Genomic DNA, 13,268 nt, shown 5'->3' with positions numbered 1-13,268 from the left:
CGCCCGTTGGTGAAGTTAAGTGACAGATTGCCCGCAAGAACAATGGAAACAGGGAGCCATAAAACCGCGGCAGCAAGAACGACCTGCGAAAGCCTCCGCACCAGCCCTGTTGGTGGGCAGAGTGACAACGCAGCCCCGGCAATGCTACTAAGCGCCACGATAGTGGCGACAATAGCGCCTTGTTAGTGTTTTATAAGCCGCTCAATAATTAGGGTAAGTTCACTAACTACTAATTCAGGCTCGTCAAACTGCACAAAATGACCACTTATCTCTGTTAATACTGCCCGCCCTTGTGGGAAAGCTTCAGCCCATTGTTTCCATGTCTCACCCCACTTGACTACACCTTGATCACTAGCAAGCAAGTGCGGAGGATTGGGATTTTTTTTGATCGAGGCAATAACAGTAACAGGCATGTCTTTGATCTGTGGGTAGTTAGGTAAAGGTCTCTTGCTCCAAAAATCCAAGTAGTTATTTGACATGCCATTTTCCATATCAGCAAGCTTAACCGCAGCAATTTCCTTGTTAGCCTGCTCTAAATTAATCGCACGCATAATATCCACATCATGCTCCGAAGAGGGATCAAGCATCAGTAGTGCTTGTATTTGTGCAGGGTAAGCCACTGCAAAATCCCGAGCTACATTACCGCCATACGAATGAGCAATTAAAATGACAGGCTGCGTAATCCCTAAATTTAGTAAAAGGTTGCTGGCATACTCAGCATACTCGTCAGAAGTAAAATGACGCTTTATTTTAGTTGAATTGCCATTGCCTACCCTTGAGTAGCGAATAACTGTCGCTTTTTCAGCAATTTTATAGAAGACAGGATCCCAGTCAGATAGACCAGCACCGGCGCCACCTTCCAGCAGGACTATATACTCACCACTGCCAGCGATTTCATATTCCAGCTCAAAGTCCCCAACCTTTGAAAACTTCGGTTCTGCAACCACTGAAAAAGACAACACAAGGAACGATAACAAAATGAATTTCAAAAAAACTCCTTAAAACACTGACGCCCAAATTTAGCGCGGAAAGCCGCGCCGCGGGTTGACGTCGCAGCCAGCGTTTTTTGCTGGCAATTAAATTTGTTTGTTATGCGCCTTGCTCATAATTTCACTTAATACCATAATTAGGTATCTTTTGGTATTTGGAGGGCTGCACATGGCCAAGAACACAAGCATCACTCTTGGAGAACACTTTGAGGGCTTTATTGCAAGCCAGATCCAAAGTGGGCGTTACGGCTCAGCGAGTGAAGTCATTCGCTCAGCGCTACGCTTACTCGAAAACCAAGAAACCAAACTTAACTCTCTTCGTCAACTACTTGTCGAAGGCGAACAAAGCGGTGATGCAGAATATGACCTCGATAGCTTTATCAATGAACTTGATAGTGAAAACTCTCGATGAAGCCATTTAATCTCACCGTTGCTGCTAAAACCGATTTGCGAGATATCGCATTATTTACCCAGCGGCGCTGGGGAAAAGAGCAACGAAATATCTATTTAAAACAATTTGATGATTCATTTTGGCTTTTAGCAGAAAACCCTGACATCGGTAAAACATGCGATGAAATCAGAATCGGATATCGTAAATTCCCTCAAGGTAGCCACGTCATCTTTTATCAACAGATCGGCAGCCAACAAATTAAAATCATCCGTATTCTTCATAAAAGTATGGATGTTAATCCGATACTTGGCGAATAACGCTCGCCACACACGCGAGCAACTTGTTGCGGTTTGGCGTCCCAGCGGCCGCAGGCCGCGAGTGCTGCGCATTGTTATATGTTTGATAAATCATTGAATTTTTTGATGACGTAGAAAATCATAGCAACATTTACAGTACCCATGATTGCCAGAAGCTTAACTAAAATGCCAATTTCTGACGCTTGAGCATATACAAAACCTATTGCAAAAAATGACATGGCAACGAAGCAAAATGCCAAAACAACCAGCATTTTGAAATCCGATTTAGCATTCCGTGACTGAACCACATTTAGTTCGTTTGACATTAAACTAATACCTCTGAAAACACATAATGCGCGCCTAAACGGCGAGCAACTTGTTGCGAGTCAAGCGCCAAAGGCGCGTTGTGCTGGCGTTTGTTATGCCTGACTCGGAACATCTTGATATTTAGATTTTTCAATGATTAAAGGGACTTGCGATACGAACCACTCTTTTTCTTTGGCTCCAAACGTCGTTTTACGTCCATTTAACCTGTAGTGATAAACAATAGAACCTTGGTGTTCTTTTATCGTAAGTTGATGTTTTCCCATATCATCTACAACAACTAACTCGATCTGAGCACTTCGGGGTAAAAATAATAGTTCGGTTTCTTCAGCGTTAAAACGAATTTCTTCTTTTATAACACGAGAAGGGGCAGTGATATGTAAATAGAAGTTTTCTTCATCTACAGTATGGCGATGTCCTGGCCAAGTAATACATGCCGAAAGAGTAAGGCTTAGGCAAGCTAAAATAACTAGTCGAAATTTAAGAAATACTGACATTTGCTTTCCGTGCTTCATTGTTGTTGTTCCTGAGAGTGCCGATAATCTTCAGCCGGCATAACGCCCAAATTTAGCGCGGAAAACCGCGCAGCGGGTTGACGTCGCAGCCAGCGCTTTTTGCTGGCGATAATATTTTTTTGTTATGTGACGATTGCAAAAACAACCACCACTACTAAACAGATTAATAAAGCCCACGGAAACGGAGACGCCCACCAACTTAAGCTTTTTGAACTTTGAGCTTTGGCACTCTGTCGCCAATTCTCTTTTGTTTCCTCTGTTTGTTTGTACCTTTCTCTGAGTTGAGGTCCAGGGAAAAGAAATAATGTTATGCCAGAAAATATTGCATACCAACCCGGATTAAACTCATTAGGTGCGTAAAACAACCTGATGACGCCAAAGCTTATAAAAACACAACCAATTATAATTTCAGTCTTTGTTGGTAATTTCATCTTATCGAGTCACATAACGCTTATTCAACGGAACTTTAAACACTGATCTTTCCGTAATTGTAAATTTAATGCTGTTTACATTAACCAGAAACTTCAAGCTAGGCAACATTTTAAATGGAACAAATTTAACTTCCTCGAGGCAAAGACGGATTTATCCGTCTATCAAGGCTTGGCGGTTTAGGAGGTTTGCATGGCTATCTATACAGTCCTTTGCTAAGTCATTTTTCTTAAAAATGTCATTTTGGTAGGCCTTGGCCATTTATTCGTGGCGATTTTTCCTGCGTTGCGGCGGTTTATTCCTTAGCTTGGCAAAGTCTCTTTGCGGTTGCTGCGGCTGGTGCGGATACTAAGTACAACTTAAACACACCGCAGGAATGAACAATGAAAATCGAAAAAGAAATCAAACTATTACGTGGCGCTGTTATTGCTAGCTTAGCCTTGTCTGCCGTGATTCTAACAACCGGTATGAAAGCGAATAATGATGCCCGCTTTGAAACCTTATCGGTAGAGCGCCTAAATATTATTGAAGCCGATGGCACGGTAAAAATGTTGCTAACCAATACGGCGCGCTTTCCTACTACCGAGGAAGTTAACGGTAAGGTACTAAATGAAGATCGGAAAAAGCGCTCGGGTATGTTGTTCTTTAATGAAGAGGGGATGGAGGCCGGTGGCTTTATTTACGACGGCAGTAAGAACGCGCGTGGCCATAGTGCCGGTATGTCGCTGACCTTTGATAAATACGATGGCGATCAGGTTATGCAGCTGCTTACGGTGGATGAAAAGCGCGGTGACAGACGGGTGATTCGCTCTGGCTTGGCCTTTAATGATCGCCCTGAGTTTGAAACCCAAGATAAAGTACGGGAAATTATGCGGGAATTGGCGCAAATTACCGATAAAGCCGAGCGGAACAGAAAAATTGCCGAGTATGAGCAGCAAGGCTTAATTGGGGGGGCGCCGCGTATTTTGTTGGGTAAAACCGCCGAACAGAACAATGGGTTATTTTTGTTTGCCAAAGACGGCTCACCCCGTGCCATGTTTTATGTAGACGAGCACGACGAAGTGCAGTTACAGTTTATCAACAGTAAAGGCGAGGTGACGCACACTTGGTCTGGTTCGCAAAAACCCTAAGTGCCCTTGCATAGTCAGGCGCCCGCTGGCGCCTGATATTTTTTAAGGATAATAACTCATTATGTTGCAGCGTTTTCTGGCATATTTGCAGGTAGACCGCGCCTTTTTAGTGCTGGTGTTTTGCTTTAGCTACTTTTTAGTGATTAGCAACAGAGTAAAAGCCGGTATGGTGTCTTGGTACACCGTGACGCCCGAGGGGCCGCTAATGCAGTTTTTGGCGGCCTTGCTGATTTTTAGCGTGTTACGGTTTTGGCTAAATCGGCACCATGCTGCGCAGCAGCAGGCGCTAACATGGCGTCATTATGCCCGTATTTTACTGCTCGCCTTATTGTGTTATGTGTTATTTACCAATGGTATCGGCCTTTTAATTGCAGCGGCCTTTGGCAACATCAGCAAAAACTTTAACAGTGCTGTTTTATTGCAGGCCAATTTGGGGTACGTCGTGGATTTGGCGCTCTATGCGGGGATTTACTTGGCTTACCTACATATCCAGCAAGCGGCAGCCTATCGTCAACAATTGGCCGACTATAATGCGCAATTAGCTGAGTTAAAAATTCAGCAGTTACAGGCGCAGTTAAACCCCCATTTTGTGTTTAATTCGCTTAATACCTTAGATGAGTTGATTAGTGTCGATCCTAGCCAAGCGAGCCAATATTTACATGATTTTGCCGACTTATACCGCCTATCTTTGCAAAATAGCCAGCAGCAGGCTGTGCCGCTTGCGCAAGAGTTACGCTTTGCCCAGCACTACTTTCGCTTAATGCAATTACGGCTAAGTGAGCATTATCAACTCGAGATCGCGGTCGATCATCAAGCCGCAGTGGCATTTTTGCTGCCGCCTTTTACCTTGCAACTGTTACTCGAAAATGCACTAGTCCATAATCAGGCTTCTGCCGCAGCACCGTTGCTGATGCGCATTACACTGCAACAGCATCAGTTAGTGGTAAGCAACCCCTATCAACCCAAGCAAGGCGTTGTGAAGGGGAATGGTATTGCCTTAGCCAATTTGGCGAAACAGTTTTTGTTTTTAACCGGGCACAGTATTGAGATACAACAAACGGCCGAGCAGTTTAGCGTAAGCTTGCCGCTTATCTCTCAAGCCGATATGCCAAGCAGGATAGCGCACGATGTTTAAGGTTGTGATTATTGAAGATGAACCCTTGGCCCGCAGTAAGCTTAAGCGGCTGCTGCAGGAATTGCCGGATCAGATTAGTGTTGTGGCTGAACTGACTAGCGTGGCAGAGGTGTCGGCATGGTTGGCGGCAGGTCATAGCGCTGAGGTGATTTTTTCTGATATCGAATTAAGTGACGGTAATGTGTTTCAAAGCTATCAACAGTATACGCCGCCTTGCCCAGTGATCTTTATCACCGCCTATGACGACTTTATGCTAAAGGCCTTTGATAACTTTGGTATTGGTTATTTATTAAAGCCTTACAGCAGCGAAAAATTACAGCAAGCTTGGCAAAAATTTCGGCAGTTAAGCCGCCAACCGCAAGCCGAGCCGCTGTTAGTGGATCAGCTACAACAATTACTCCAATCCTTGCCAGCAGCTAAGCCAAACTATGTCAGCCGCATGGCGATTCGCCAGCAACAGCAAATCTATTTTTTGCAGGTTGAAGATATTGTCTATGTGCAAGCCGATGGTAGCTTATTGATGGCCTTTGATCGCCAGGGCAAACGGCATTATTTACCTTACAGCAGTTTGGCGGCGGTAGAGGCGGTGCTCGATCCTGCGCTGTTTTTTCGGATTAATCGCAGCGAAATTGTGCAAAGTCAGCATATTTTGCGCTTAGAGCGCTACTGCAAAAATACGCTAACGCTGTTTTTGGCCAATAATGTGCAATTAAAAACCAGCCAAAGCCGCACGAGCGAGTTTAATCGTTGGTTGGGGCTGTAGCGTGTAAGCGAGAAGGCCGAGGGATATTGCCAGCAAGCTAACGTAGCGGCTAGGTTGCTGGCAAGATATGGCGTTTTAAGCGTAAAGCGGGAGCTGGGTCCCGCGAGTGACGAGTCTTGCCAGTTATTCGATTTAGTTTGCTGCTTTAACCGCTCTGCGACGTAACAGCGCTAACGGTAATAATAACATCACTAACCAATGCATACTGCCTGAGCTAGAGTCTGAACCTTCATCAGGTGTGGTTGGCGGTGGCGCTGGCGGGGTAGTGTTAGCAATTGGCGATAAGCCTGCTGCGGTATTGGGGCGCGCATCTACCACCGTAATACTTTCAATCATCACAAAGTTTTCATCGGTAACAATTTTACCGGCATTGGCATCGGCTGTAGTGTAATTGCGTAATGGGATGCTGGTTGCGGCACCACCCATATTAAAGCGTTTTAGCTTAGCAATTTCGTCTAAAATTTCTAGCCCTTGCGCAGTAACCTGACCAAACACCGTAAAGCCACCATTTTGTGCATCGAGGCCTGAAGTGCCTTCGTGGTTATCTTTAATATTAAAAAACCATTGGTTAGTGGCGCTATCCGGTTGACCATCCAGTTTTGCCATAGCAATAGTGCCGCGACGGTTCGACCATTTTGGCTCATTCTTTACCGCAGGTAAGGCTGGGATAGCGCGCAGTGGCAATTGCCCGGTATAACGAAAGCCGCCACCTTGAATGACAAAGTTAGGTTCTAAACGGTGGATCACACTATTATTGTAACTTTCTGCTTCTACATACTTTAAAAAATTGGCGACAGTTTCTGGGGTGGTCTCGTCAAACAGGTTAACTTCAAAAGTGCCAAGCGAGGTTTTAATTTCAACAATAGTCGCTTGTACAGAAAGCGATAAACTTGCACCCAACAGGGCTAGCGCGCATAACAACGATTTTTGTGTTTTCATTCTTGTTTCCATCTAACATCAAGTCTGCTTTGGTTAAGCGAGGAGAATAACCCGCTTACCATACTTGTTTCAGCCTAAGATTTCCATTGAAAAGCGCTAAGCCGAGGCGATCTAGAGTCAAGGTTGCATTTAACTAAACGCTTTGGCTAGGTAACAAGGTGAAAACCAGACTCAGATATAGTAATGAAAATCACTTGCTTTCGCATTTGATAATCATTAGCATTCGCCTAATTTTTTTTGAGGGCGAACGATGAAACTTACCGCAACAACACTGGCGATACTCGCCATTCTACAAGGGGTGACGCTTAGTCAAACTGTTTTAGCAGAAGAAGCCAAGCCTACCGCAGAGCAGGATATTGAGCGCATTGAAGTGCGCGCTAAACCTGAGTCGTGGGGCATGTTGGATTATGCAGAGCAAAGTGCCGCGCGTGAAGTGCGGGATTTATTTGCAGGCATTACCGATATTTCGATTGGTGGCGGCGATCGGCAAGGGCGGCGCTTATTTTTGCGTGGCGCTGAAGGCTCCAATGTTAATATCTCGGTAGACGGTGCGCGCCAAGGCCCAAATTTATATAACCATCGTGGTGGTATGCTGGGGGTTGATCCGGCAATTTTAAAGCAAGTCAGCATTCATGCTGGCCCCGCGCGGGCGGAAGACGGTGCGGGCGCAATGGCGGGTAGTTTACAATTTACTACTAAAGATGCCCAAGACTTTATCGCCAGCAACGCGCAACTGGGTGGGTTTGTTCGGGCTGGTTATGCGTCGGCGCAACAGGCCAAAACCCTAAACTCCGCTTTAGCATTACAACATCAAGCGGGCTTTGGCGTATTGCTGTATGCCGGTGGTACCGATGCCGATGAGCAACGTATTGGCGGTGGCGATAAAGTGCCGTTTTCTGGTTATGATGATCGCAACTTGCTGGTTAAGTTTACCCATATTGGCGATCATACGGTGCGGTTAGGGCACGAGGTAAATCGCACCCGTGGGCTAAATTTCCAGCAACGTGGTGACTATCCTTACCAAGTACAACCGCCCATTCAAAACCGGCCGCCGCGTTTACAAACCCTGCAACGCGAGAGTACCAGCTTCGATTACCGTTTCCGCTCTGATCACGATTGGTTTAAACCGCAATTAGTGGCGTACCAGCAAAAAACCTCTTGGGAGTCATTGGATAATCTTAATGAAGCCTTTTACAGCCAAGGTCAGGGCATTACCCTAAAAAATACGCTATTGTTGTCAAGCCACGGCAAGCTGCTGTTAGGTATGGATTATTTATCTGAGCAAGGTGATGCGCAGGGTAACAACTTACCAACCAAGCAAAATGTGGTTGATTACGATAACCTTGGCGTGTTCTTGCAAACCGACTGGCAGCTGGCTGATTTATTACTCACTGCTGGGGTGCGCCGGGATGCCTATCAAACCGCCTATGGTGAAGATGAAGCCCGTGGTCATATCTGGTCGCCAAACGTGCAGGCGCAGTATCAGCTAGGTTCGCATTGGCAACTGTTTGCTGGTTATGGCACTAGCGGTCGTGGCTTTGGGACTTTGCCAGTGCATTTTGCCCGCAATATTCAGCCAGGCGTTGCCGCACCCGCCAAAGCAGAACGCGCACAACAACAAGAGCTCGGGCTGCGTTTAGCTGATCTGGCATTAGGGCAAGCCAGTTTGAATGCCGAAGTGGCGTATTTTCATAATACTCTACGCGACTTTATCATCTATACCCACGGCGGTACTGGTGGGCTGGGCAATAGACCGGTTACTGCACTTGCGAATCAGGCTGAGGTTATTCACTTTGAAGGCGTTAATGCCAAGCTGGCGTTAACTTGGCAAAACTGGTTTAGCGAGTTAAATGTCAATCATACCAGCACCCGTAACTTACCCGTTTTACCGCAACATAGTGCCAGAGCAGGCGCGTTATTGGGCGATAAAGCCCACTTGCGGTTGGGGCAACAGCTTACCCCGACTTGGCATTGGAGTTACCAGCTAACAGTACAGCAAGGTATTACGATTAACGAATTGGATCGTAAAGCCGGTTTTAGCACCCATGATCTCAATATCAACTGGCAAGCTATGCCAGATCTGGAGCTCACGCTGGCGCTACACAACCTCACCGACAAGCGTTATATCAGCCACAGCACCTTGCGGCAAAATGGTTTTGCCACCGAGGAGCCAGGGCGTGATCTGCGCCTCGCCGTTAGCTATCAGTTCTAACACATATTTCGCCGCCACTCCCCGCAGTGGCGGCGTGCGAGTTACCGCCCTTATTTAATTAGCATCGGGTAAGTAAACAGCGTTAAGTGCAGTAAATTAAGCCCAAAGTGCGCCAGTATAGCCACTTCAAGTCGGCCACTGCGCTGATAAGCCCAACCATAACCCAGGCTGGCAAGGGTAGCGACCAGCACATAGGCCCAGCCACCGGCAAAATGGGCAACGCCAAATAACACGCTCACTGTCACTATCGCCAGCCAAGCCGCCGTGGTTGTATGGATACCGCGCGCCGCTAAATGTTGCTGCAACGGGCGCTGTAATAGCCCCCGAAAAAAGGCTTCTTCGGCGACACAGGTCAGCAACAGGTTACAAAAAACAAACAGCAGTAGAAAATCAGGCCACTTGGGCGCTAACTTAATCAGCCCCAGCATGCTGGCTAGCGCTAACGCCAGTAACACTGTTACAGGCCAAGCTGGCCATAAGCCACGCCACAGGGTTTGCCAGTAGCTAACCACTACGCCATGTGCCGAGCGGCTAATAGCGAGCTGGGTTGGCCAAAGCGCTAATAACAAACAATAGCCCGCCCAGCCCTTATCAAAATTTGCATATAAGGTATAAGGGATCGCATCGGCGGTCAGTTGCTGTGCCGACAGCAGGAGCGGGTTTTGTATCCCCGGCCACCAATGTAACGCTGCCGTAAGAGCTAACAGCGCCAGTAGCAAGCTGCCAAGCGGTTTCCAGCTAGGCAGTGTTGGCAAATACCCTAGCCATAACGCCAAGCTGGCACCGACCACGCATAAGAGCAGCGTTGGCAAGCTAAGGATGGCCGCAAAAAATGCGCCTAGTAATGCCAGCGTAGCAAACAGTAGGGAGAACACTGGGATCCCCATCGCAACATTTAAACGCCGCAGTGGTAGGCTAAACAGCGCCAAGGCCAAGGCAGCAAAGGCCAATATCATCATAATAGGTGTACTAGTTGTTAAATTTTGTTTTATACAGCTGGCTGAAAGTCTGCGGCTAATTGGCTAAGTTGCTTTAGCTCAGTGGTTTTTTGCTGCACCTTACGTTGCAGCAGATAAATGCCTAGCGCCGACAGCGGTGAGATCACTAAACCGTAAAACAGCAGTAAGTTCGTGGCTATAGTGCATGGTTGCAAGGTATTACCTAGCCAAAGTAAGGCACTAAACAAGATCAGCGCGGCAAAAGACAACTGGTTAAATCGATAATACTGTAAGCCCAACTGACAACTACGTAAACGAAATTGCAGTAAACCGCTACTGCTCCAGTTGTCATAGGCGAGGATCGGCTTATGCACCCGCCAGCTAATATACAAGGTACTGAGTGCACCAAAAGTGAGAAAGCCTGCGGTAAGGTAGCCCAGCCAACCTTGCATATCCTTAAGAAAAACATAAGCCGCTATCATCATGACCAAAGCGCCTAACCATTCACCATACATAATAACGCGTTGCCGTTGTTGGCGCTGGCTAGCCTGGGTTAAATCTGCAGCGCTTGGCGCTAAGTCGTTTGGTGTTGCTTGTTGCTGCCAGCTTTTGGTTAGCGCGGCAAAGTCAAAGTTATCTGCCATCTTGCATTAACTCCATAAGTTCTGTTTTGGCGCGGTTTAAACGCACCCTTACCGCCCCTTGACTGATCTGCAGAATATCTGCGATCTCAGGAGCATCTAAATCTTCCATCGCCAACAACATAACTTGTCGATTCGCTGGCGATAATCGCCGTACCGCCTGCATTAACTGCTGGCTTTGTTGCTGTTCAGCTACCTCGGTAGAGGGGCAATTTTGCACAACATGCTGTTGATCTTCGTCCTCCAGTGTTTGCCATTGTTGGCGCTTGGCGCGAGCAATATGATCTACTGTGACGTTATGCACGATGCGAAATAAATAGGCCCGTGGCATTTCTGCTGCCTGAATGCGGGCAGCCGATTGATGTAATGCCAGAAAAATATCCTGCTTTAAATCTTGTCGCGCTGCCGGATCCGCTTCCGAGGCCATTAGGGTACGGCTAATGGCGCCCTGATTTTGCTGCCAAAGCTGCAGTAAAAACTGCTCTGGTGTGTCAGCGCTGTGTTTAAAAAATGTCAAAAAACCCTCGCTATGTTCTCTGTTGTTTTTGTTATAGCGCACACAAAACTATCCCTGTGTATCCCTGTGTTCTTGCGTTAAGTCTGCCGCCTTGGCCCAAGTGTTACATAAAAAAATAAAAAATATTGTGTAACAGTTTACAAAGTCGTCACGACTTCTTTAGCAAACACCCAGCAAGTCGAGGCACTTAAAGCGCAGCTCAGTTCGCTGAGTGCCGTTGAACGCTAACATTAAGCTTAACTCCAAAACTTACTTAAATAAGGATACAAAAATGGCAACACTAGAACAGTTTTTCTTACAAGTTATCCCTGCGTTCTATCAGGGCAATAGTAACGAGCTGATGTCATTCGGCATCTTCTTTGTCGCAATGTGGTTAATTGCCGTAGTCATTGACGCCACTGCCAAAAAAATTCAGCAAGAGGGTTAAGCCATGGACATGTTAAATCAATTTATCGCCACCTTTAGTAGCGCCTGGCAACAAGCCGATTGGGTTTTTCTGGTGCTATTTGGCCTGTTATTCTTTACTGTGTGGTTTTTACCCAGCTTGCTGGCGCTATTATTTAACCGCAGTCACCTTGGCAAAATTGCGCTGCTAAATGTACCAGCAGGTTTTTCGGTGATTGCCTGGGGCGCACTAATCGTTTGGGCCGTAACAGGTAAATTAGGCGACAAGCTCGCTGCAAAAGCTCGCTTAAAGCCAGTTGTGTGAAGTAGGTAAGAGACCATGCGTTGCGCCTGCATGGCTATTGCAGGTGCAGCAGCGTTGAGTTGGTTCACATCTTTTTTATCAAGCAACAGCAGATAACGCGAGTTAGCGTTTATTAACCTAAAGCCTACCCAGAAAATCTTTTTAGCAACTTTTTGTAAAATAACGGCTTTAAGCTTGCTTATCTTTTTTACAGTATGTATTTTGATTTCGGTGATTTTATCGACATACGACAGCAAGTTTAAAAGTATGTTGGCATTACTTAGTATTGTTGCTCTTTGCGTTAAGCTTATTTTTAAATAGGGTTTTCAGGAGCATTGTGTAACCTTCAGCAAGATCATAAAAATAATAACTGCCCAGCAAAGCAGTTCGCAAAGGAGTATGCGATGAAACAAACAATGATAGCTGCCACATTAATGCTGATTATTGGCTTAGCCCTTGGCTACTTTTTAGCGCCTAAAGTAAGCGAACCGCTCGAGCCCTTAGCTGCTTCTATGCCTGCAACAATATCAGCTGCTGTCTTACCCACAATGCCGGTAGTGGCTAAAAGCCCTGCGCAACTTGCTACAACGCCAACTGCACCAGTCGTTGAGACGTCCTCAGCCGCCGACGAAAAGGCTTTGCCGGCTTTCTTTGCGCCAGGCGAGCCTTTTGCACCGGCCAATTCTTATAGCGAGCTATTGCAACAACTTAGCTACGATGGGCAGCAACAGCTACAACAACTTAATAGCTCGCTGCTGGGGATGTTTGAATTTGACCATCCGCGTAAATACAAATACCTGTTGGAGCAAGGTATGCCAACACCGGAAGAGCTGGCGCTACTTTACAATACCCCGATGGACCAGCAGTTAGAGCAATTGGTTAGCATCTATCAAGCGCAAAGCCAGCGTGAGGCGTGGCAGCCAGAAGTACAGCAAGCCTATGAACGTCATGCTGCCTTATTGGCTAACCTAGCGATTGACGAGTTAATAAAGCAATATCGTTTCGACAACCCCGACTACCAACAAGGCGACAGTATGCCGGATTTTGGTGCAGAAGATTGGCCGCCTAACCTAAGTACGCTGCATCGCATGGCCATGGACCTTTACATTATCAATTCTAACTCACGTTTGGCCACTAATCGGCTTGCCATGTTTAAACTTGAGCAGCTGTTTACCCGCGGGGATAAAGTGGATTATGAAGTACTTAAAATAAAGGAACTGGCTGCCTTGGCACAAATCAGTAATCTTTTATATTCAGATAGTGTTTACGATACCTATGCCGCCCAGCGTAATTGGTCGGATGTTGAACGGAGCAAATTCGTTGTTATTGGTAATGCGATACTGCGTTAGAGTGAATGCGGT

At 46.5% G+C, this 13,268-nt stretch carries 17 protein-coding genes; 9 read left to right on the top strand and 8 right to left on the bottom strand.

Annotated features, from left to right (window positions below):
- Window positions 1–182 precede the first annotated feature (182 nt).
- Window positions 183–989: an alpha/beta fold hydrolase gene (locus tag ACO1PK_RS06600; RefSeq protein WP_423187880.1), complete on the bottom strand. Its 807-nt coding sequence runs from the start codon at window positions 987–989 to the stop codon at window positions 183–185.
- 169 nt (window positions 990–1,158) lie between these two features.
- Between ACO1PK_RS06600 and ACO1PK_RS06595 the strand changes: the two genes are divergently transcribed.
- Window positions 1,159–1,401 carry a type II toxin-antitoxin system ParD family antitoxin gene (locus ACO1PK_RS06595; protein ID WP_423187879.1) on the top strand — a complete coding sequence of 81 codons (243 nt, stop codon included), beginning with the start codon at window positions 1,159–1,161 and terminating at the stop codon, window positions 1,399–1,401.
- The gene (locus tag ACO1PK_RS06590) at window positions 1,398–1,697 is read left to right on the top strand and encodes a type II toxin-antitoxin system RelE/ParE family toxin (protein ID WP_423187878.1); all 300 of its coding nucleotides are present in this window, start codon (window positions 1,398–1,400) and stop codon (window positions 1,695–1,697) included. Before ACO1PK_RS06595 ends, ACO1PK_RS06590 begins: the two co-directional genes overlap by 4 nt.
- Window positions 1,698–1,771: 74 nt before the next feature.
- Here ACO1PK_RS06590 and ACO1PK_RS06585 read toward each other — a convergent pair whose 3' ends face one another.
- The 3 genes from ACO1PK_RS06585 to ACO1PK_RS06575 form a co-directional block, all read right to left on the bottom strand.
- Entirely contained in the window at window positions 1,772–2,002 is a 231-nt protein-coding gene (locus tag ACO1PK_RS06585; protein ID WP_423187877.1) for a hypothetical protein, read from the bottom strand.
- A 93-nt stretch (window positions 2,003–2,095) separates the two neighbouring features.
- The gene (locus tag ACO1PK_RS06580; protein WP_423187876.1) at window positions 2,096–2,497 is read right to left on the bottom strand and encodes a hypothetical protein; all 402 of its coding nucleotides are present in this window, start codon (window positions 2,495–2,497) and stop codon (window positions 2,096–2,098) included.
- Window positions 2,498–2,637: 140 nt separating this feature from the next.
- Window positions 2,638–2,946: a hypothetical protein gene (locus ACO1PK_RS06575; RefSeq protein WP_423187875.1), complete on the bottom strand. Its 309-nt coding sequence runs from the start codon at window positions 2,944–2,946 to the stop codon at window positions 2,638–2,640.
- A 381-nt stretch (window positions 2,947–3,327) separates the two neighbouring features.
- Here ACO1PK_RS06575 and ACO1PK_RS06570 point away from each other — a divergent pair, with 381 nt between their 5' ends.
- The 3 genes from ACO1PK_RS06570 to ACO1PK_RS06560 all read left to right on the top strand — a co-directional run bounded on the left by ACO1PK_RS06570 (window position 3,328) and on the right by ACO1PK_RS06560 (window position 5,972).
- A complete protein-coding gene (locus tag ACO1PK_RS06570) occupies window positions 3,328–4,074 on the top strand; it encodes a hypothetical protein (protein ID WP_423187874.1) in 747 nt (248 codons plus the stop codon).
- A gap of 61 nt (window positions 4,075–4,135) precedes the next feature.
- The gene (locus tag ACO1PK_RS06565) at window positions 4,136–5,209 is read left to right on the top strand and encodes a sensor histidine kinase (RefSeq protein WP_423187873.1); all 1,074 of its coding nucleotides are present in this window, start codon (window positions 4,136–4,138) and stop codon (window positions 5,207–5,209) included.
- Window positions 5,202–5,972 (top strand): LytR/AlgR family response regulator transcription factor, encoded by a 771-nt coding sequence (locus ACO1PK_RS06560; protein ID WP_423187872.1) that lies wholly within the window; start codon window positions 5,202–5,204, stop codon window positions 5,970–5,972. The genes ACO1PK_RS06565 and ACO1PK_RS06560 overlap by 8 nt, the downstream gene beginning before the upstream one ends.
- Window positions 5,973–6,104: 132 nt before the next feature.
- Here ACO1PK_RS06560 and ACO1PK_RS06555 read toward each other — a convergent pair whose 3' ends face one another.
- Window positions 6,105–6,911 carry a peptidylprolyl isomerase gene (locus tag ACO1PK_RS06555; protein WP_423187871.1) on the bottom strand — a complete coding sequence of 269 codons (807 nt, stop codon included), beginning with the start codon at window positions 6,909–6,911 and terminating at the stop codon, window positions 6,105–6,107.
- Window positions 6,912–7,161: 250 nt separating this feature from the next.
- Here ACO1PK_RS06555 and ACO1PK_RS06550 point away from each other — a divergent pair, with 250 nt between their 5' ends.
- Window positions 7,162–9,123: a TonB-dependent receptor domain-containing protein gene (locus ACO1PK_RS06550; protein WP_423187870.1), complete on the top strand. Its 1,962-nt coding sequence runs from the start codon at window positions 7,162–7,164 to the stop codon at window positions 9,121–9,123.
- A gap of 50 nt (window positions 9,124–9,173) precedes the next feature.
- Here ACO1PK_RS06550 and ACO1PK_RS06545 read toward each other — a convergent pair whose 3' ends face one another.
- From ACO1PK_RS06545 to ACO1PK_RS06535, 3 genes are read right to left on the bottom strand one after another with little or no spacing between them, the layout of a single operon-like run.
- A complete protein-coding gene (locus tag ACO1PK_RS06545; protein ID WP_423187869.1) occupies window positions 9,174–10,082 on the bottom strand; it encodes a lysostaphin resistance A-like protein in 909 nt (302 codons plus the stop codon).
- Between the two features lie 29 nt (window positions 10,083–10,111).
- Window positions 10,112–10,705 (bottom strand): hypothetical protein, encoded by a 594-nt coding sequence (locus ACO1PK_RS06540; protein ID WP_423187868.1) that lies wholly within the window; start codon window positions 10,703–10,705, stop codon window positions 10,112–10,114.
- Window positions 10,695–11,219, bottom strand: a complete 525-nt coding sequence (locus ACO1PK_RS06535; protein ID WP_423187867.1) for an RNA polymerase sigma factor — start codon at window positions 11,217–11,219, stop codon at window positions 10,695–10,697. Before ACO1PK_RS06535 ends, ACO1PK_RS06540 begins: the two co-directional genes overlap by 11 nt.
- Before the next feature lie 271 nt (window positions 11,220–11,490).
- On the opposite strand from ACO1PK_RS06535, the gene ACO1PK_RS06530 reads away from it, so the two are divergent.
- The 3 genes from ACO1PK_RS06530 (at window position 11,491) to ACO1PK_RS06520 (ending at window position 13,256) form a co-directional block, all read left to right on the top strand.
- Window positions 11,491–11,646: a hypothetical protein gene (locus ACO1PK_RS06530; protein WP_423187866.1), complete on the top strand. Its 156-nt coding sequence runs from the start codon at window positions 11,491–11,493 to the stop codon at window positions 11,644–11,646.
- Window positions 11,647–11,649: 3 nt separating this feature from the next.
- Complete coding sequence (locus tag ACO1PK_RS06525; protein WP_423187865.1) at window positions 11,650–11,928, top strand: superinfection immunity protein; 279 nt, start codon at window positions 11,650–11,652, stop codon at window positions 11,926–11,928.
- Window positions 11,929–12,311: 383 nt separating this feature from the next.
- On the top strand, window positions 12,312–13,256 hold the full coding sequence (locus ACO1PK_RS06520) for a hypothetical protein (RefSeq protein WP_423187864.1): 945 nt from the start codon (window positions 12,312–12,314) through the stop codon (window positions 13,254–13,256).
- The last annotated feature ends 12 nt before the right edge of the window (window positions 13,257–13,268 follow it).

The organism is Alishewanella sp. d11 (genome assembly GCF_049390205.1).
Taxonomy (GTDB): domain Bacteria; phylum Pseudomonadota; class Gammaproteobacteria; order Enterobacterales; family Alteromonadaceae; genus Alishewanella.
The sequence above is the reverse complement of the archived record's forward strand: the minus strand, read 5'-3'. Positions and strand labels throughout refer to the sequence as shown.

Coding starts and splice junctions, on each gene's coding strand:
- ACO1PK_RS06595 (WP_423187879.1), top strand. CDS start 1,159: ATGGCCAAGAACACAAGCATCACTCTTGGAGAACACTTTGAGGGCTTT.
- ACO1PK_RS06590 (WP_423187878.1), top strand. CDS start 1,398: ATGAAGCCATTTAATCTCACCGTTGCTGCTAAAACCGATTTGCGAGAT.
- ACO1PK_RS06585 (WP_423187877.1), bottom strand. CDS start 2,002: ATGTCAAACGAACTAAATGTGGTTCAGTCACGGAATGCTAAATCGGAT.
- ACO1PK_RS06580 (WP_423187876.1), bottom strand. CDS start 2,497: ATGTCAGTATTTCTTAAATTTCGACTAGTTATTTTAGCTTGCCTAAGC.
- ACO1PK_RS06575 (WP_423187875.1), bottom strand. CDS start 2,946: ATGAAATTACCAACAAAGACTGAAATTATAATTGGTTGTGTTTTTATA.
- ACO1PK_RS06570 (WP_423187874.1), top strand. CDS start 3,328: ATGAAAATCGAAAAAGAAATCAAACTATTACGTGGCGCTGTTATTGCT.
- ACO1PK_RS06565 (WP_423187873.1), top strand. CDS start 4,136: ATGTTGCAGCGTTTTCTGGCATATTTGCAGGTAGACCGCGCCTTTTTA.
- ACO1PK_RS06560 (WP_423187872.1), top strand. CDS start 5,202: ATGTTTAAGGTTGTGATTATTGAAGATGAACCCTTGGCCCGCAGTAAG.
- ACO1PK_RS06555 (WP_423187871.1), bottom strand. CDS start 6,911: ATGAAAACACAAAAATCGTTGTTATGCGCGCTAGCCCTGTTGGGTGCA.
- ACO1PK_RS06550 (WP_423187870.1), top strand. CDS start 7,162: ATGAAACTTACCGCAACAACACTGGCGATACTCGCCATTCTACAAGGG.
- ACO1PK_RS06545 (WP_423187869.1), bottom strand. CDS start 10,082: ATGATGATATTGGCCTTTGCTGCCTTGGCCTTGGCGCTGTTTAGCCTA.
- ACO1PK_RS06540 (WP_423187868.1), bottom strand. CDS start 10,705: ATGGCAGATAACTTTGACTTTGCCGCGCTAACCAAAAGCTGGCAGCAA.
- ACO1PK_RS06530 (WP_423187866.1), top strand. CDS start 11,491: ATGGCAACACTAGAACAGTTTTTCTTACAAGTTATCCCTGCGTTCTAT.
- ACO1PK_RS06525 (WP_423187865.1), top strand. CDS start 11,650: ATGGACATGTTAAATCAATTTATCGCCACCTTTAGTAGCGCCTGGCAA.
- ACO1PK_RS06520 (WP_423187864.1), top strand. CDS start 12,312: ATGAAACAAACAATGATAGCTGCCACATTAATGCTGATTATTGGCTTA.